This window comes from Arcobacter ellisii (genome assembly GCF_003544915.1).
GTDB classification, from domain to species: domain Bacteria; phylum Campylobacterota; class Campylobacteria; order Campylobacterales; family Arcobacteraceae; genus Aliarcobacter; species Aliarcobacter ellisii.
This window is the reverse complement of record NZ_CP032097.1, coordinates 535,087-552,213: the sequence shown is the minus strand read 5'-3', so window position 1 is coordinate 552,213 and position 17,127 is coordinate 535,087. Positions and strand designations below refer to the sequence as shown.

At 25.5% G+C, this 17,127-nt stretch carries 15 protein-coding genes; 5 read left to right on the top strand and 10 right to left on the bottom strand.

The window, feature by feature from the left end; all coding sequences use genetic code 11:
* Nucleotides 1–66 precede the first annotated feature (66 nt).
* From AELL_RS02785 to AELL_RS02770, 4 genes are all read right to left on the bottom strand, one after another.
* A complete protein-coding gene (locus AELL_RS02785; RefSeq protein ID WP_235659942.1) occupies nucleotides 67–1,173 on the bottom strand; it encodes an aminoacetone oxidase family FAD-binding enzyme in 1,107 nt (368 codons plus the stop codon).
* A gap of 29 nt (nucleotides 1,174–1,202) precedes the next feature.
* Complete coding sequence (locus AELL_RS02780) at nucleotides 1,203–2,453, bottom strand: ArsS family sensor histidine kinase (RefSeq protein ID WP_118916482.1); 1,251 nt, start codon at nucleotides 2,451–2,453, stop codon at nucleotides 1,203–1,205.
* On the bottom strand, nucleotides 2,450–3,127 hold the full coding sequence (locus AELL_RS02775) for a response regulator transcription factor (protein WP_118916481.1): 678 nt from the start codon (nucleotides 3,125–3,127) through the stop codon (nucleotides 2,450–2,452). Before AELL_RS02775 ends, AELL_RS02780 begins: the two co-directional genes overlap by 4 nt.
* Before the next feature lie 119 nt (nucleotides 3,128–3,246).
* On the bottom strand, nucleotides 3,247–3,708 hold the full coding sequence (locus tag AELL_RS02770; protein WP_118916480.1) for a Spy/CpxP family protein refolding chaperone: 462 nt from the start codon (nucleotides 3,706–3,708) through the stop codon (nucleotides 3,247–3,249).
* Between the two features lie 147 nt (nucleotides 3,709–3,855).
* Here AELL_RS02770 and AELL_RS02765 point away from each other — a divergent pair, with 147 nt between their 5' ends.
* Both AELL_RS02765 and AELL_RS02760 read left to right on the top strand, forming a co-directional pair.
* Complete coding sequence (locus AELL_RS02765; RefSeq protein ID WP_118916479.1) at nucleotides 3,856–5,973, top strand: cache domain-containing protein; 2,118 nt, start codon at nucleotides 3,856–3,858, stop codon at nucleotides 5,971–5,973.
* Nucleotides 5,970–6,971 carry an endonuclease/exonuclease/phosphatase family protein gene (locus tag AELL_RS02760; RefSeq protein WP_118916478.1) on the top strand — a complete coding sequence of 334 codons (1,002 nt, stop codon included), beginning with the start codon at nucleotides 5,970–5,972 and terminating at the stop codon, nucleotides 6,969–6,971. Before AELL_RS02765 ends, AELL_RS02760 begins: the two co-directional genes overlap by 4 nt.
* A 162-nt stretch (nucleotides 6,972–7,133) precedes the next feature.
* On the opposite strand, the gene AELL_RS02755 is transcribed toward AELL_RS02760, so the two are convergent.
* On the bottom strand, nucleotides 7,134–8,126 hold the full coding sequence (locus tag AELL_RS02755; protein ID WP_118916477.1) for an AraC family transcriptional regulator: 993 nt from the start codon (nucleotides 8,124–8,126) through the stop codon (nucleotides 7,134–7,136).
* Nucleotides 8,127–8,232: 106 nt separating this feature from the next.
* On the opposite strand from AELL_RS02755, the gene cowN reads away from it, so the two are divergent.
* Nucleotides 8,233–8,547, top strand: coding sequence for a N(2)-fixation sustaining protein CowN (gene cowN / locus AELL_RS02750; RefSeq protein ID WP_118916476.1), 315 nt, complete (start codon nucleotides 8,233–8,235; stop codon nucleotides 8,545–8,547).
* Nucleotides 8,548–8,562: 15 nt separating this feature from the next.
* Here cowN and mfd read toward each other — a convergent pair whose 3' ends face one another.
* Together mfd and AELL_RS02740 are read right to left on the bottom strand one after the other, a co-directional pair.
* On the bottom strand, nucleotides 8,563–11,550 hold the full coding sequence (mfd, locus tag AELL_RS02745) for a transcription-repair coupling factor (protein ID WP_118916475.1): 2,988 nt from the start codon (nucleotides 11,548–11,550) through the stop codon (nucleotides 8,563–8,565).
* Nucleotides 11,550–11,855 (bottom strand): hypothetical protein, encoded by a 306-nt coding sequence (locus AELL_RS02740; RefSeq protein WP_118916474.1) that lies wholly within the window; start codon nucleotides 11,853–11,855, stop codon nucleotides 11,550–11,552. Before AELL_RS02740 ends, mfd begins: the two co-directional genes overlap by 1 nt.
* A gap of 161 nt (nucleotides 11,856–12,016) precedes the next feature.
* Between AELL_RS02740 and AELL_RS02735 the strand changes: the two genes are divergently transcribed.
* Nucleotides 12,017–12,253, top strand: a complete 237-nt coding sequence (locus AELL_RS02735) for a hypothetical protein (protein ID WP_118916473.1) — start codon at nucleotides 12,017–12,019, stop codon at nucleotides 12,251–12,253.
* Between the two features lie 21 nt (nucleotides 12,254–12,274).
* Here the strand turns inward: AELL_RS02735 and AELL_RS02730 are convergent, their stop codons facing one another.
* A complete protein-coding gene (locus AELL_RS02730; protein ID WP_118916472.1) occupies nucleotides 12,275–12,982 on the bottom strand; it encodes a DUF445 domain-containing protein in 708 nt (235 codons plus the stop codon).
* 128 nt (nucleotides 12,983–13,110) lie between these two features.
* On the opposite strand from AELL_RS02730, the gene olsF reads away from it, so the two are divergent.
* The gene (gene olsF / locus AELL_RS02725) at nucleotides 13,111–14,823 is read left to right on the top strand and encodes a bifunctional ornithine lipid synthase OlsF (RefSeq protein WP_118916471.1); all 1,713 of its coding nucleotides are present in this window, start codon (nucleotides 13,111–13,113) and stop codon (nucleotides 14,821–14,823) included.
* Between the two features lie 14 nt (nucleotides 14,824–14,837).
* Here olsF and AELL_RS02720 read toward each other — a convergent pair whose 3' ends face one another.
* Complete coding sequence (locus tag AELL_RS02720; RefSeq protein ID WP_118916470.1) at nucleotides 14,838–15,353, bottom strand: rhodanese-like domain-containing protein; 516 nt, start codon at nucleotides 15,351–15,353, stop codon at nucleotides 14,838–14,840.
* A gap of 138 nt (nucleotides 15,354–15,491) precedes the next feature.
* Nucleotides 15,492–17,123: a cation:proton antiporter gene (locus tag AELL_RS02715; protein ID WP_118916469.1), complete on the bottom strand. Its 1,632-nt coding sequence runs from the start codon at nucleotides 17,121–17,123 to the stop codon at nucleotides 15,492–15,494.
* Between the last annotated feature and the right edge of the window lie 4 nt (nucleotides 17,124–17,127).

The following is a 17,127-nucleotide window of genomic DNA, read 5'->3' as shown; positions in this document are numbered from 1 at the left end:
GTGAATTAATAAATATAATAACTAAAAATGAATAAAAATTCACTAAAAAATAACTCTAACTACAACTTAATTGCTATTTAATTGCTGCGAACATACATATGCTTCACTAAAAGCAATTTGAAAATTAAAGCCACCTAATTCACCAGTTATATTTAAACATTCCCCAATAAAATAGAGATTTTTTTGTTTTAAACTCTCAAAAGTTTGATGATTTATTTCATCTGTATTTATTCCACCTTTCGTAACTTCTGCTTTTGTATAACCAAAATTTCCAGCTGGACTAAATTCATAATTTTTTAATAATTTTAATTTTTCTAGTTCTAAAGTTGTTAATTTTGAAGTTGCTTTATCTTCAAGTTCAATAGAGTTTAAAAATTCTTGAATAAATCTTTTTGGAAGAGGTAAAGCTGAAGAGATATTTTTATTTCCAACTAAAAAACTCTCTAATCTTTTTTTAGGTAAAAAATCTATAACTATTTTTCCTTTTTTCCAATACAAAGAAGTAGTCAAAATAACAGGACCAGAACAACCTTTGTGGGCAAATAAAAGTGAACCTTCAAAATGTTTTCCTTCAACAGAAGTTATAACATTTGTAGAAATACCTGCAAGATTTTTAAACCAAAATTGCTCTTTTTGTACAGTAAAACCTACAAGTGCAGGTTCAAGTTTTATTATTGAGTGTCCAAATTTTTTTGCAATATCAAAACCAATAGAACTAGCTCCTAAAACAGGATAAGATAATCCTCCACTTGCAACCACAAGTTTTTTTGCTTCTATTGTTTTTGAATCAGTTTTTATTTTATAAACCTCATCAAAATCCACATCTAAAACTGTTGTTCCTAAATATTTTTTTACATGGGTAGTAAGTTTTGTAAACATATCTATAACATCTTGACTAGAGTTGCAAAAATATGTTCCTTTAACTATTTTTGGGTTAATTTTTGGATACACACTATTTTTATTTAAAAAAGCCAATAACTCATCTTTTGAAAACTTTTTTAATAACTCTTTTACAAACTCTTCATCACCTAAATAGTTTTTATATGTTACAAACTCATTTGTAATATTACATTTTGCTCCACCACTTACTTTTACTTTTGGAGCAAGTTTTAAACTTGTATCAATAAGACAGATATTTTTATATTTTTTTTTACTTAAATTTGAAGCAAGCATCAAAGCACTCGCACCTGCTCCAATAATAGCTATATCGTAGATAATTCATCCTTTTTACAAATAAATCTATTTATTCCATCTATGTATTCATATTTTAAAATATATCCATTTGCTTTTAAAATATTATGAACTATATATAAACCTAAACCAAATGAGTCTTTTGACTTATCTTCATTTGAGAAAAATGGTTCAAAATATCTTTCAAAAGGTTCTTCCAAAGCTTTTCCAATATTTTCAAAAATTATATTATCTTCTTCATTTTTTATAATAACTTCTTTATTTGGTGAATATTTAACTGCATTATCAATCAAATTTTTGACAGCAATTGAAAAAAGTTTAAAATTTACTTCTAGTTTTTTATTTTCGTATTTTGTAATAACCTTTTCATCTTCAACCATCAAAATATCTTTTGCATTATCAATAATATCATCTAAAAAGTAAAACTTTTTCTCTATATTTTTTGAAGATGAGATTAACTCTTCTATTGAAGCAAACTCATTTATTAAGGCTTCAAGTCTATTAAAAACAGATTTTAATTTTTCATTATTTTCTTCATTTTGTTCTAATGAAGTTAAAAATTTTCCTTTTGTTATTGGCGTTTTTAACTCATGCATAATATTTCTAATAAAAATATTTCTAGCCTCTTTCAAACTTTTTAATTTTTCTGCTGATTTTTTAAATTCAACTGCTAGTTGAGAAACTTCATCTTTTGCATTTGTATTACAACACTCAAAATCAAAATTTTCATCACCTAAAGTTTTTACCTTATCTTTTAAAATTTTTAAAGGCATTAATTTTCGTAAAGTTATCAAATAAACTAAAACTATTGTAATAAATAAAATTGCAAAAACTAAAATAATATAAATATGGCTATTACTATTTGAAGTATCTTCATCTTTTATTAAAACAACTTCACCCTTTTTTTTCATATAAATATAGTTATTATCATTTAGATTTAATATTCTAAAAATATCATTATTATTTCTTGGATGAATTCGTTCAAATAAAACTTTTGTTTTATGATTGTAGGTAATTGTATTTATTTCAGAGATATTTGTTAAAAGTTTATAATTCATCTCTGACAAATTTCTCATTAACATTTCATCAAAAACAAAATCAACTCTGTTTACCATTTTAGAAACAGGCATATATTTATCTAATAAACGTCCCTCTTTCATCCTATAATCGTGTGTTAGTAAAATTAAAAAACTAATTATCACTAAAAGTATTGATATGATAAAACTTACTGCTATAGTAAAAAATATTGATTGTCTATTCATTGTATAAATTTATATCCCATTCCTCTTATTGTATGCAAATACTGAGTCTCTTTTGAATCATCTTCAATTTTGTGTCTTATTCTATTTATAATAACAGCTAAAGAACCAGAACTTTCATAATCTTGATTTAATATATCAGAATTTTCAAAAATATCTTCCCTACTAATTACAAAACCTTCTCTTTTTATCAATAATGATAAAACTTCAAACTCTGCTGCTGTTAATTTGATATATTTTCCATTTTTTGTAATCTCTTTTTTCTTCTCATCTAAAACAAAAGTTTTATTTTTTGGCTCTTCTTGAGCATTTGAGTGATTAAATCTTCGTAAAATTGTTTTTATTCGCACCTCTAATTCTCTTGGGTCATAAGGTTTTGGCAAATAATCATCAGCACCCATTTTAAGTGCAGTTACTTTATCCGTAATATCACTTCTTGCACTTGAAATTATAATTGGAATATCAAAATCTTTTACAATTGCTTTACAAACATCTAATCCATCCATTCCAGGAAGTGTTAAATCTAAAATAATTAAATCATATTTATTTACTTTTAAAGCCGAAAGAGCCAAATATGGCTCTTCGTAATTGGTAACTTCAATATTAAATTGCTTTAAATACTGACATAGAACACTAGCTAATTCTAAATCATCCTCTATCATTGCAATTTTTATCAAATTTTATCCTTTTAAATAGTTCCTATTCAAAAGGAACCTAATCATCTTTAATTTACTTTTAACGGTATTTATAAAAATACCTAAAGTAAAACAAATTCTAAAGGGCTTTAGAAAAAGCCTTATAATCTTTTATCCATTTTTTCTTTTCTTAAATCCATAAGAACTTTTAATTGTTCTTTTTGTTTATCAGTTAATACAGCATATGATTTTTCAATTACTTCTGCTTTAGATTTTAACATATTATCTCTTTTTTCACTCATAATCTGAATATATTTAGCTTTATCGAAACCATCTTTTGTAAATGCTTCATTTAAAGATTTTTCATTTTTTCTGCTATCTTCAATGATTTTTTTGATTTTTTCATCTTGCTCTGCTGTTAAATTCAACTCTTTAAAAATTCCAAAAATATGAAACTCTCCTCTATGATTTTTATTTTCAAATTTTCCTTTGTGCATCATACAACTTGAGTCATTTTTTCTCATATTCTCTTTTTTATCCATCTCACCATTTGCTGCATATAATCCACCTGAAAGAAGTGAAGCTAAAACTAATCCTGAAACAATTTTATTTTTAATTTTCATTTTAAATCCTTTTTATTTGATATGTGAAATTATGACAAGTTGAATTTAACGATTTTTAAATTTTATCTTAACGATTTTTTAACAAAATAATATAAAGAAATAATCTTTATTTAGTTATAATTTAAGGAAAAAATATAAAGAATCTACGTGAAACTATCTAAATTTATTAAAAGATTTATCTTTATTACTGCTTTTGTATCAAGTTCTTTAGCTTTTTTAGTCTCTATGTTATATCAATACAATAATTTTCAAAATGATATTATTTATATAAAAAATGAGTTTACAGAACAAAAAAAGAAAGAGATAAAAGAAGAAGTTTTAACTATTCATAAATTTATTCAATATAAAGAAGAACTTCTAAATGACTCTATTCATAAAAGATTAGAAGAGAGAGTAAATCAAGCTTATACTATTGCAAAATCAATATATGATGAAAATAAAGATACAAAAAGCGATGATGAAATAAAATATTTAATTGCAAATTCTTTAAAAAATCTTACTTATCCAAACGACAATAGTTATTTTTTTATAAATAGTAATAAAGGACGTGCTGTTCTTTTTAATAAAGAGATAAAACTTGATAATTATACTGATGTATGGAATTTAAAAGATTATAATGGAGATTTTATAATTCAAAAACAAGCAAAAGTTGCTTTAGAAAAAAAAGAGGGTTTATTAGTAAATAATTTTGTTAAACCTGATACAACAGATAAAAAACAATACTCAAAAATATCTTATGTAAAACTTTTTGAACCTTTTGATTGGCATATAGGAATTGGAGAATATGTTGATGAAATCAGAGAAAAAAATAAAGATGATTTATTGGATTGGATTGCAACTATAAGATTTGGAAACAATGGTTATATTTTTGTAAATTCTATGGATGGGAAAAGTTTAGTTTTTGATGGGAAAAGAGTAAAAGAACCAAAAGAGCACCCTTTTCCTGATTTATTCCAAAAACAACTTGACACAATAAAAAATCCTGAAGGTGGTTATTTTAGCTATAAATTCAAAAAACCAAATACTAGTGAAGAGTATGACAAAATCTCTTTTATCAAAAAATATGAAGCTTATAATTGGATTATTGGTACTGGAATTTATTTAGATGATATGCAAATGGAATTAAATAGAAAAGAAGCTATTTTCAAACAAACTGTGATTAATCAAATAAAATCAATATTAGTAATTTTTGTAGTCTTATTAATTGTTATTTATTTCCTTTCTGAAAAGCTTTCTAATTATATTAATTCTAATATAAATAATTTAATTTTATCTTTTAAAAAAGCTTCAAAAAATAATGAAAAAATCAATACAAATGATTTGACATATCAAGAGTTCGTAACTTTAGCAAATAATCTAAATACAACTTTAGAAAATAAAAATCTTGCAGAAAAAAGACTTCAAGATTATATTCAAATAGTTAATGAAAATGTAATTATCTCTTCAACAAATAAAGATGGAGTTATTACAGATGTTAGTGAAGCTTTTTGTGAAATTTCTGGATATTCAAGAAAAGAGTTAATTGGTAAAACTCACAACTTAGTAAGACATCCTGATGTTCCAAATGAATTTTATGAAAATATGTGGAATACTTTATTAAGTGGAAAAAGTTGGAAAGGTGAAATTCATAATATAAATAAAAAAGGTGAAGAGTATTGGGTTTGGGCAATTATAAAACCTGTAATTAAAAATAATGAAATCAAAGGTTTTACTGCAATTAGGTCGAATATTACTGACAAAAAACATATTGAACATTTGTCTATCACTGATGAATTAACACGTTTATACAATAGAAGATTTTTTAATACAAAAATAAATGAAGAGATAAATAGAGCAAAAAGAGAAAATAATTGTATCTCTTTATTGATTTTAGATATTGATTATTTCAAACAATATAATGATACTTACGGTCATCAAAAAGGTGATGTTGCTTTAGAAGATGTTGCTAGGCTTTTAAAAAATAAAACAAATAGAGCAAGTGATTTTGCCTTTAGATTAGGTGGAGAAGAGTTTGCAATAATAACTACTTTGGAAAAAGAAAAAGCTATAGAGTTTGCACAAATTTTAAGAACTGAAGTAGAAAATCTTAAAATTGAACACAAAGCAAGTGATATATCAAAACATCTGACTATTTCTATTGGTTTAGTTTCAAAAAATGCAAATGAAGTTGAAAATAGTGACAAGCTTTACAAAGAGGCTGATGATAATTTATATAAAGCTAAAAAACAGGGAAGAAATACTGTTTTTTTTGATAATAAAATATGAAAATTAGAATAGGTACTTTTAATCTTTTTCAGTTTGCTGAACCACCTTTTTCTTGGTACACAAAAAAAGAAAAATTTATACCTGTTGAATGGGAAGAAAAAACCACTTGGATAAAAAACCAAATAGAAAAAATGAACTGTGATATTATTGGTTTTCAAGAAGTTTTTTCAAAAAATGCACTTAAAGAGCTTTTATTAGAAAAAGGGTTTAAATATTTTAAAACTATTGATAAAGCAAAAGTTGATAAAAAAAATGAATTAATTTATGTAAGTACAACTGTTGCTCTTGCTTCTAAATTTCCAATAAAAAGTCTAAAAAAAGTTGATGTTGATTTTAGTTCTTTAAAAAAACATAATGTTGAAGGCTTTTTTAAATTTGCAAGAGAACCAATAAAAGCTACAATAATTTTACCGAATCAAAAAGAGATAAATTTTTATGTTTGCCATTTAAAATCAAATAGAGAAAATGAATTTGAATATATCTTTACAAAAGCAGATAAATTAGAAGATAAACTAAAAAAGGTAGAAGTTGCTTTAAAAAACAACTACTCTTTATCTTTAAAACAAAGACTTTGTGAAGCTAGTTCTTTATACTCAAATATAAAAGCAAATAAAAAACCTTCTATTTTAGTTTGTGACTTAAATGATAAAGAATTTTCACTAACAATTGATGCATTAACTAATAAAAGATATCACGAAGAAAATCTAGAAAAAGATGATTTTTTACTTTTAGATGCTTATTCTTTACATAAAATAAAAGTTGTTAATCCTCATCCTGAATTTAAAGGAGTAAAAAGAACTCCAACAAGTTATTTTGCTGGAAAAGGAAATGTTTTGGATTATATTTTTGTTTCTAAAGATTTTGATAAAAAAAATGAAAATGCAATTGGGAAAGTTACCTCTTATGAGATTTTTGATGAACATTTACAAAAAAACCAAAATGGCTCACTTTTAAGTAGTGATCACGCACAAGTTGTATGCGAAATTGAAATTTATTAATAAGCGACACTTTTTATACACTTCTATTTAGTATAATTCCATCATAGTAAATTTGAATAATTTATTATGAAGAGTATTTTATAGATTTAACAAATTTTTAACTCATTCAGACTCCTTCCTAAATAAAAAAGAGAAAGTGTGCTTTCTTTCTCTTTTTGACCTTCATTTACTCTGTTTTGGAGTTTTTTTATTCCATTTTTTATATGCTCTAAAAAATGAACTAGGTTCACTATAACCTAATAAAAAAGAGATTGTTCCATAATCCATTTTTGTATTATTTATATAATGTTCTGCTAGTTTTTGTCTAATTTTATTTAAAGCCTCTCTGAAAGTCTTATTTTCTGCTTTTAAATAGTTTTGTAAAGTTCTTGGTGTTGTTCCTAAATTTTTGGAGATTAATTCAATTGTTATCTCTTTTTCTGCTATATTTTTAAAAATCTCTTTTTCAACTTTTGCATACCAAGTTTTTATTTCAAGTTCATCTAAAATTTTTTTTGCTTCATTTTCAAAATACTCTAACATAGATGAATTTGAATTTTTTACAGAAATATCTAAATTATCTTTTTTAAAAAATATTGCATTTTCATCTTTTGAAAAAAAGATATTTTCTCCAAATATTTTTTTATATTCAACTATATTTTCATCTTTTTCTTGACTAAAATATGTAAATTCAGGAGTTACTTTTTGTCCTAAAATTTGAGTTAAGATTGATACTATTGAGGATAGATGAACTTGAGCATGAAAGCTTGGAACTGGAATCATAGGATTTTCATTTATATAAATTGCTAATTTATAATAAATTCCATCATCAAAAAAATGAAATTTAAAATATCCACTTATTAATTTTTGATAATAATTAAATTTTTCAATCATCTGCTTTAAATTATTTGTATTTAAAAGTAAATATCCTAAAAGTCCTAATGATTGGTAAGAAACAGCTTGACCAATATGTAAAGCTAATACTTTATTATTTGACTCTTTCATACAATATCTAAAAATAAAAGAGAGATTTTTACTATCAATTTTACCATCATGTTTCGATAAAATTTCCATAGTTAAATCAACTTGTTCCAACATTTTTTCTATGGAAATATTTGTTGTTTTTTCTAAAGCTTTTAATACATAATGAAATGTAACACTTGATAATTCCGTCATATTTCCCTTTATTTTCGTAAAATGTCACTAATTCTTCACATTATAACATAGGGATTTTTTTTAATAAAAGTAAAATTGTATATAAAATAATGTAGGGGGATTTTTTATGTCAAGCAATGAAATAAGAATTGATGAAAGATACATAAGCTTTAAAAATATAAATTGTTTTGAAAATGCTTGTTGTGTAATTGATAATATGTTAAGGGTTTTAGAAAATCCAAAAAATATGAATATCTATTGGAAAAAAATAGTTCCAATGATTCCAAAAGCATATTACACAAGAAACCAAAAAGATGATGAAAAAGAAGCCGTTTTATATTTAGTTTGTTCAAACTCTTTTTATCTTGATGAACTTTTTGAAAAAGCAAATGATGAACAAGGATTAAAAGCTTTGAGTGTTTGTGAGTTGGAGTGTTGCTAAACTTTAGGTATTTGATTATTTTCTCAAATACCTTAAAGTTGTGTTGATAATGTCATCATCATCTTTTGATGGCGACTTAATTGTCTCTTTTGTATCATCAGCTTTTGTAAAAGTTATATTCATTTCATAAGAACTAATAGTTTGAATTCCTAGTTTTAAAGCTAAGATTTTTATGATAATAAGTTCTATAAACTGTTTTGTAACAACATCAGGTTTTCCAAATCTATCTTCCATTTCCTCTTCGATAGCATAAACTTCTTGAATATCACTAGCCTTACTTAGTCTTCTATAAAGTTCAAGCCTAACTCTATCTTCACTGATATACTCTTCACTTATATATGCGCTAATAGCTAATTTTATATCAACAGATTTCTTTTCAACTCTATCTTCTCCACTTAAACTTGCAAGAGTATCTTCTAACATTTTAAGATATAAACCATATCCTATTTGTTTGATATGTCCACTTTGAGCCTCACCTATGATATTTCCACCACCACGAATCTCTAAATCTTGATGAGCTAAAGCTGTTCCACTTCCTAAATATGAATTTGATTCAAGAGCAACAAGTCTTTTTACTGCATCATCAGTGATTTGTTTTTTATCTTCAACCACATAATAACAATACCCTTCTTTATTACTTCGTCCAACTCGACCTCGAAGCTGATGTAAATCAGCGATTCCAAATCTATCTGCACCATCAATAATAATAGAGTTTGCGTTTGGTAAGTGAATTCCTGATTCAACTATTGAAGTTGCAAGTAAGATATCAAACTCTTTATTTTCAAAAGCTTCAATGATTTTTTCAGCCTGGTCAGGTTTTATTTGAGAGTGAATAATATCTATTTTGATATTTGGAACTATTGCTTCTATATCTGCTTTTTTTGCTTCAATTGAAGCTATATTATTATGAACATAAAAGAGTTGTCCACCTCTTCTTTTTTCCCTTAAAATTATCTCTTTTATTAGTTTTTCACTATACTCTTTTACATAAGTTCGCACTCCTAATCTTTCACTTGGAGGTGTTAAAAGTGAACTCATACCTTTTAGTTTTGATAAGGCTAAGTTTAGAGTTCTTGGAATTGGAGTTGCACTCATAGAGAAAATATGTACATCTTCTCTTAATTGTTTTAGTTTCTCTTTTTGTTTTACTCCAAATTTATGCTCTTCATCGATGATTACTAAAGCTAAATTAGAAGTTTTTATATCAAGTAAAGAGTGAGTTCCAATAACAAGTTTTATATCCCCGTTTTCCAAACCTTTTTTTATACTTGTTTTCTCTTTTGCTGTTGTTTTTCCATCAAGTTTAGCAACTCTTATTCCAAAATTTTCAAGTCTTTTTTGAATACTATGATAGTGTTGAGTTGCAAGAAGTGTAGTTGGACATACAAAAATAGTTTGATAACCATCAAGAATAACAGCAAGTAATGCATTCATAGCAACTTCTGTTTTTCCAAAACCAACATCACCTGAAAGAAGTCTATCCATAACACGACCAGAACTTAAATCATTAAATATCTCTTTGATACTTCTTTTTTGGTCTTTTGTATATTCAAATCCAGCAGTTTTTTGGAAATCTTCAAGGATTTTTTTATCTGTATTAATTTTAATTCCATTTACAAGTTCCCTTGCAGCTGCTAGTTTTATAATATCATTTGCAATAGCAAAAAGTCTATCTTTTACTTTCTCTTTTAGTTTGGCAAAGCTTCCCTTACCTAGCTTATCAACAACTGCATAAGAGTTTCCATCAGCTACATATCTATCAATTAAATCAATATTTTCAACAGGGATTAAAAGTTTATCTTCACCTTGATATTGAACAATAACAAAGTCCCTTTTTGCTCCCATTACAGTAACTGGCTCAATACCTTTATATTGACCAATACCGTGTTTTTCATGAACTACAAAATCATTGTATTGTAACTCATCAAGAACAAGTTTTACTTTTTTCTTTCTTCTTTTTTTTACCTCTTTATTTAAAGAGATAATTACTTCTTCATTACTTACAAGATTTATGATTTGATTATCAAAAACATATTTGATATTTTTATCACTTAAATCTAAATCATAACCTTTTACTTTGGCTTCAGTTCCACTTATAATTGTGATTTTTTTATCTTTATGAAAAGAGATAAACTCTTTTACATTTGCTGGATTTATCTCTTGATAATTTTTACTATTGTAAATTTGAGGTGTTAATAAAAACTTATCTTTGTTTATTCTTTTTTCTTCAAAAACATAAACTTCATCTAACTCTTCTAAAGCTTCTTGAGTAATAAATGAAGATAAATTTTGAGGTAAATATTCCCCTAAATCACCTAAATACCAAAAACCTAAAGAGTGAATATCTTTGATAAAAGCATCACTTGAAACTGTTTGAACTTGTTCGTTTATCTCTTCAAAAGATGATTCATCTAAAGCTAAAAAAGCTGGATTTATAGAAAAACTCTCAATCTCTTCTTTTGATGATTTTTGGTCTTCAATATCAAATTTTCTAATACTTTCAACTTCATCATCAAATAAAGAAACTCTAAATCCAGCCTCACTTCCAAGTGGGCAAATATCAATAATATCCCCACGAATAGAGACTTCACCTTCACTTGTTACAATATCTACAAAATAGTAACCCCAATTATATAGTTTTGATTTTAACTCATCGATTTTTAAAGTATCAGCAAAATTTATAGTAAAACTTTCAAAACATTTTTCTTTTGGAAGTGCAAATGAGATAGTTCGTATTGGAGAGATTAAGATTTTATCTTGTTTTTTATAGGAATAAAAATCCCCTAAAGCTTTTGTAATTTCGTGTAATTCATCACTAAAAGAGAGTAAATCATCCCCAAAATTTGCTCTAAAATCAGCTAAAACAAAAGGTTTAAATCCTAAATATGAAACGATATCAGAAGCTATTTGAGCTTGAGTATCATCATTTACGATTAAAAGTTGACACTCTTTTAATCGTTTTTCATCTTTTAAATTTTTTAAAAATTCGTAAATATTTTTCACTATTTTTCTACTTGTAGTAACTCAAAATCATTTGTTTCTTTATCATAATAATATGTTGGATAAGGTGTTTCATTTAATAAAAAAATTAAATTTGCATCATTGAATTTATTTTTTTGAAGTCCCTTTTTAAATATTTCTAATATATATGCTTTTGTGGAAAAAGTTGTTGTAGTTGAATGAGCTGTATAAACAAAATCTTCACCTTCAACTGGTTTAAAACCCTCTTTTTTTACGTGTTTATCGAACTTTTCTTTATCTTCTAATCCACCAACATCAAGTAAAACTAATACTTCAATTCCATCCATAAATATCCCCAAATTTTTTTGAATTTATTTTAACATATAAAAGTTTTGTTATTGATTGTAATAAAAATTCATAAAACTCTATATTTTTGTGTAGAATAATACTCAAATACTATTTTTTATAATATGATATGTATTATTGATTTTATTTCAAAGGGTTGAATATGAATTATGAGTTACTGAGTAATCTTTACAAAGAAGAAGCTGAAAAAAATAAAAATGATGCTTTAATTTTAAAAACAAGAAATGAAATATTACAAAATGAAATAGAGAATCTTAGACAAAAAATAAAAAAAATAGAAGAGGAAAAAAATTCTTTAGAAAAAGAAGTAGAATCTTTAAAAAGCGCATTGGAATTTAAAGAGGAAAAACAAAAAGAGTCTTTTACTTATTATTCGTAAGGAGTCAAAACTCCTTACACTTTAGGCAACTAATGCACTAACTAATCCAATTAGTCCACCAAAAACAGCTCCCCAAATAACTAACCATCCTAAATGTTCTTTGATTAGATTTTGAACTAACTCTTTTACCATTTTTGGAGTTAACTCTTCAAGTCTTGCATTTACTATTTTGCTTAATTTATCATAGATATCAGCACTTAAATCTTCTGATTTTAAAGCTTCATTTACCACTTCTTGGAAAGCATCAGTTGAAGAGATAGAGATAATTGAAGCTTGAAGTTTTTTTGTAAATGGCTCTCTAAGAGGTTCTAAAGCTGCTTCACCTCCAAACATTCCTAACATTCCACCAAAAGATGATTGCATTACAGATTCTTTCAAAGAATCATAAGCTGGTGTAAAATCAGTTTTATTTAATATTTTCTCAAAGTCTATTGTTTTTTTAGCACTACTCATCTCTTCTTGAAAAAATTTTGTTAAATTTTCACGAGTAAAAAACTGATTCATCAAAAGATTATGAATTGAAGTTTTAAAAGCACCAAATTTACTCTCTATTACTCCACTTCCATATAAAAAAGGAACTTTTTCAAATAACATATGAATTGCCAAAGTATTTGTAACTGCTCCACTTAAAGCAAAAATTCCTATCATATAAATCACATTATTATCATTTGAATAACCATATGCCATGATTAAAACAGTGATAATATTTGTTATATCAGTTCTATTCATAATAAATCTCCCCTATTATAAGTAAGAAAAATTTTATCATAAGTTTTTAAAACAACTTATAAATTATATTTGTCACCTTTTTGTAATCAAAGATTTTTATAATTTTATAAAATGCTTGCGGAGTATAAATGATAGATATTCAAAAAGAAATAGAGAAGAAATTCCCAAAAATAAAAGAAAAAGAGAACTTTCTAAAAAAATCTCTATTTAAAATTGCAAAAAAAATAGTTCATGAAGATTCGATAAATCAATTTTTATCACAAAATTCACACTTAAAAGGATTTGAGTTTGTAGATGCTGTTTTAGATTATTTTGATTTTGATTACACAGCTTCAAGTAATGATTTTCAAAATATTCCAACAAGTGGAAAAGTTGTAATTATTGCAAATCATCCTTTAGGTGGACTTGATGCTTTATGTCTGTTAAGACTTATTTCACAAGTTAGAAAAGATGTAAAAATTGTTGCAAATGATTTTTTAGCTGGATTTGAAGCACTTAATTCACTTTTAATTCCAATTGATAACTATAAAATTAGACAATCAAAAAATGATATAAAGAAAATTTATGAAGCTTTAAACAATGAAGAAGCAGTAATTATTTTTCCAGCAGGTGAAGTAAGCCGTGCTACAACAAAAGGAATAAAAGACCCTGTTTGGAATAAAGGTTTTCTAAGTTTTGCACAAAATACAAACTCGCCAATTTTACCAATATTTTTAGATGCAAAAAACTCTAAAACTTTTTATACAATCTCTGTTATTAATAAAACTTTTTCAACACTTTTACTTTCACATGAAATGTTTAAAAAGAAATCAAAAAGAATAAATATAAAAATCGGTCAAATAATTCCAAATGAAAATATAACTCCAAAAGGAATTGATAAAAAGTTTTTATTAAATCTTTATAGAAAACATTTATACTCTTTAAAAAAAGGAAAAAAATCTTTTTTTGAAACTCAAAGTGCTATTGCTCATCCTGTTAGCAGAATTGATTTATTAAATGAATTAAAAAAATCAAAACTTATTGGTCAAACATCTGATGGAAAAAAAATCTATCTTTATGACTACACTGAAGACTCTATTGTTTTAAAAGAACTAGGAAGATTAAGAGAAATTTCATTTAGAAAAGTTGGTGAAGGTGTAAATAAAAAAAGAGATACAGATAAATATGATATTTATTACCAACATATTATTTTATGGGATGAAAATGAACTTGAAATTGTAGGTTCATATAGAGTTGGGAACTCTGATTTTATATTTAAAAATATTGGAATAAAAGGTTTTTATTCTAATAATCTTTTCAAATACAACGAAGAGTTTGTGCCATATTTACAAAATTCTATTGAACTTGGAAGAAGTTTTGTACAACCAAAATATTGGGGAACTAGAGCTTTAGATTATCTTTGGTATGGAATTGGTGCTTATTTAAAAAATAATCCAAATATCAAATATATGTTTGGTCCAGTTTCAATTAGTGCTAACTTCCCAAGTGTTGCAAAAGATATGATGATTTTTTATTATTCTTATTATTATGGTTCAAAAGAAGTATTGATTGAAGCAAAAACACCTTATCAATATTCAAATAAATTAAATGAAATAAAAGAACTTTTTGATTTGAATGATAAGAAAAAAGATTTTAAATTCCTAAAATCAGCTCTTTCAAATATTGGAGTTTCAGTTCCAACTTTATATAAACAATATAGTGAAATAGCAGAAGAAGGTGGAGTTAAATTTTTAGATTTTAATATTGATAAAGATTTTGGTGATTGTGTTGATGGATTTATTTTAGTTGAAGTTGAAAAAATAAAAAAGAGTGCAAAACAAAGATATATAGAAAAAGAGTAGTAAACTACCCTTTTTTATTTTTTACAATGTTCTGCGTAATAGTTACCGAACTTTGTTTTTGTTCCTTCTTTATTTTCACCTGAAGTATATTTTGTAACAACAGGATTGCACTCATCAATCCATTTGTTAATTTCATAAATTTTTACAGTATTAAATCCCATTTGTCTAAAAGCTTGAGCTTCAAGTGCTGCTCTTGAAGCTGTATTACAAACAACTATTAAATTAGGTTTTACAAATTTTTCATCGTCATCTAAAACAATATTTTCTAATGCTTTTTCAGGTGCTTCACGCCCAACTCTTTGTGAACCTTTAATAGAAGCAGCTGACCACTCTTCCATAGTTCTTACATCAACAACAGCCCAATCTTTTTTTGTTAATGCTTCTTTTACTTCTTCAGTTGTAGCATAATTTCCAGATTTTTTTGCCTCTTCTTTTAATGTTTTTGATAATTTATCATAACTGATAAATTCACTTGCAAATAAAGATGTAGCTAAAAATGAAGCTGTTAATAAAACTTTTCCTAATTTCATATTTCTCCCCTTAATTAAAAACCTCTTACTAATTTTTTAGTAATTGATTAAAAAAGAGTTTATATGAAAAAAGTTTAATTTTTAATAAAAAATTATAACTAATACTTATATTACTAATTCTAATATTTATTATATTTTTTAATAATATTCTTTACTATTATCCAATCTACAATATAAAACTTCATCAACTACAGCTTTTGCTATTTGATTAGTTGCCACAATTATATGCTCTAAATGTAAATTTTGTAAAGATTGTTTTTCTTCTTCAGTCGTAACATTTACAATAGTTTTACTATTTTTTGTCAAATCTCCAACCGCTTCACAAATCAAGTGTAAAATTTCTGGATTGTTAACAGCTACAATAACAGCTGATGATTTTGTAATATTTAAAGAGTTTAAGATATGTTTTTGGGCTGCATTTCCAAAAATTATTGGTTCACCTGCATCTTTTCCCTCTTGATAAAATTTTACATTATGTTCTAAAATTACATAATTTTGACCAAAGTTTTTTAACTCTTTTACAATGGCTTGTCCAAATCTTCCATAACCTAAAACAATAACATGATTTTCTGTGTCTTCTGAAACATTATAAGTGTTTGTAATCATCATTACATCTTCAGGCATTAATTTTGCAGCTGCTTTAGATAGATTTTTTAGAATAATTGGTGTTAAAATCATTGAAATTACAATTGTAACTATTAAAATTTGAGAATATGTTGGGTCAATTAAACTTTGACTTCTTGCTAATTCTAAAATAGCTAAAGAAAATTCTCCGATTTGAATCAATGAAAGTGCTGTTTTAAAAGCAATTCTTTTATTATCTTCATATCTTACAAGAGCATAAATAACAGCAAATTTTAAAGCCATAACAAGAGGTAATAAAACTAAAATAATTAAAATATAATCAGCAATTATTTTAAAATTTATTTGCATTCCAACTGTAATAAAAAATACACCTAAAAGAATATTTCTAAAAGGAATAAGGTCAGCTTCAACTTGATGTTTGAATTTTGTTTCAGCAATCATCATACCTGCAATAAATGCTCCAAGTGAATATGAAAATCCAAAATAATAAGCCAAATATGCTGAACCAACTGCTAAAAGTAAAACAGAAGCTACAAATAATTCATCTGATCTAGTTGCTGATACATATCTTAAAAATGGTTCAAGTAGATATTTTCCACTAAAATATAAAAGTGCTAATAAAACTATCGCTGCTAAAATTGTTTTCCCAATTGTAAAAACCAATGAACCTTCACCAGTCATAGAAAAAAATGAAATCATAAGTAAAATAGGAATTACTGCAATATCTTGCATAATTAGAATACCTAAAACTCTTCTTCCATAAGGTTTATTTATCTCTTTTGTTTCATTAAAGGTTTTTAAAACAATTGCTGTTGAAGATAAAGAAAGAGCTGTTCCTATAATTAAAGAAGTTGATGTATCAAAACCAAGAACAAATCTTGAGATTAAAAAAACAAAAAGAGCTGTTATTATAATTTGTAAACTACCAGTGAAAAAAACTTCTCTTTTCATCTTTTTTAAGTGATTTAAAGAGAACTCTAATCCAATAGTAAACATTAAAAATACAACTCCAAATTCAGCTATCTCTTTTAGTTCATGGTTATTTACAGCTTCATGAAGATTAAAAGCATAAGCGATAATTGTTCCGGTTAAAATATATCCAATAATTGTTGGTAAATGAACTTTTTTAAGTATTAAATTTAAAAATAAAGCAATTGAAGTTGCCGCAACAATAATTCCTAACATAAAA

What these genes read in the sequence shown, in the direction of transcription:
- AELL_RS02735 (WP_118916473.1), top strand. Translation starts at nt 12,017, where the DNA reads ATGAATTATGAGTTACTGAGTAATCTTTACAAAGAAGAAGCTGAAAAA.
- AELL_RS02740 (WP_118916474.1), bottom strand. Translation starts at nt 11,855, where the DNA reads ATGGATGGAATTGAAGTATTAGTTTTACTTGATGTTGGTGGATTAGAA.
- AELL_RS02730 (WP_118916472.1), bottom strand. Translation starts at nt 12,982, where the DNA reads ATGAATAGAACTGATATAACAAATATTATCACTGTTTTAATCATGGCA.
- cowN (WP_118916476.1), top strand. Translation starts at nt 8,233, where the DNA reads ATGTCAAGCAATGAAATAAGAATTGATGAAAGATACATAAGCTTTAAA.
- AELL_RS02755 (WP_118916477.1), bottom strand. Translation starts at nt 8,126, where the DNA reads ATGACGGAATTATCAAGTGTTACATTTCATTATGTATTAAAAGCTTTA.
- AELL_RS02760 (WP_118916478.1), top strand. Translation starts at nt 5,970, where the DNA reads ATGAAAATTAGAATAGGTACTTTTAATCTTTTTCAGTTTGCTGAACCA.
- AELL_RS02780 (WP_118916482.1), bottom strand. Translation starts at nt 2,453, where the DNA reads ATGAATAGACAATCAATATTTTTTACTATAGCAGTAAGTTTTATCATA.
- AELL_RS02720 (WP_118916470.1), bottom strand. Translation starts at nt 15,353, where the DNA reads ATGAAATTAGGAAAAGTTTTATTAACAGCTTCATTTTTAGCTACATCT.
- AELL_RS02715 (WP_118916469.1), bottom strand. Translation starts at nt 17,123, where the DNA reads ATGTTAGGAATTATTGTTGCGGCAACTTCAATTGCTTTATTTTTAAAT.
- AELL_RS02770 (WP_118916480.1), bottom strand. Translation starts at nt 3,708, where the DNA reads ATGAAAATTAAAAATAAAATTGTTTCAGGATTAGTTTTAGCTTCACTT.
- olsF (WP_118916471.1), top strand. Translation starts at nt 13,111, where the DNA reads ATGATAGATATTCAAAAAGAAATAGAGAAGAAATTCCCAAAAATAAAA.
- AELL_RS02785 (WP_235659942.1), bottom strand. Translation starts at nt 1,173, where the DNA reads ATGCTTGCTTCAAATTTAAGTAAAAAAAAATATAAAAATATCTGTCTT.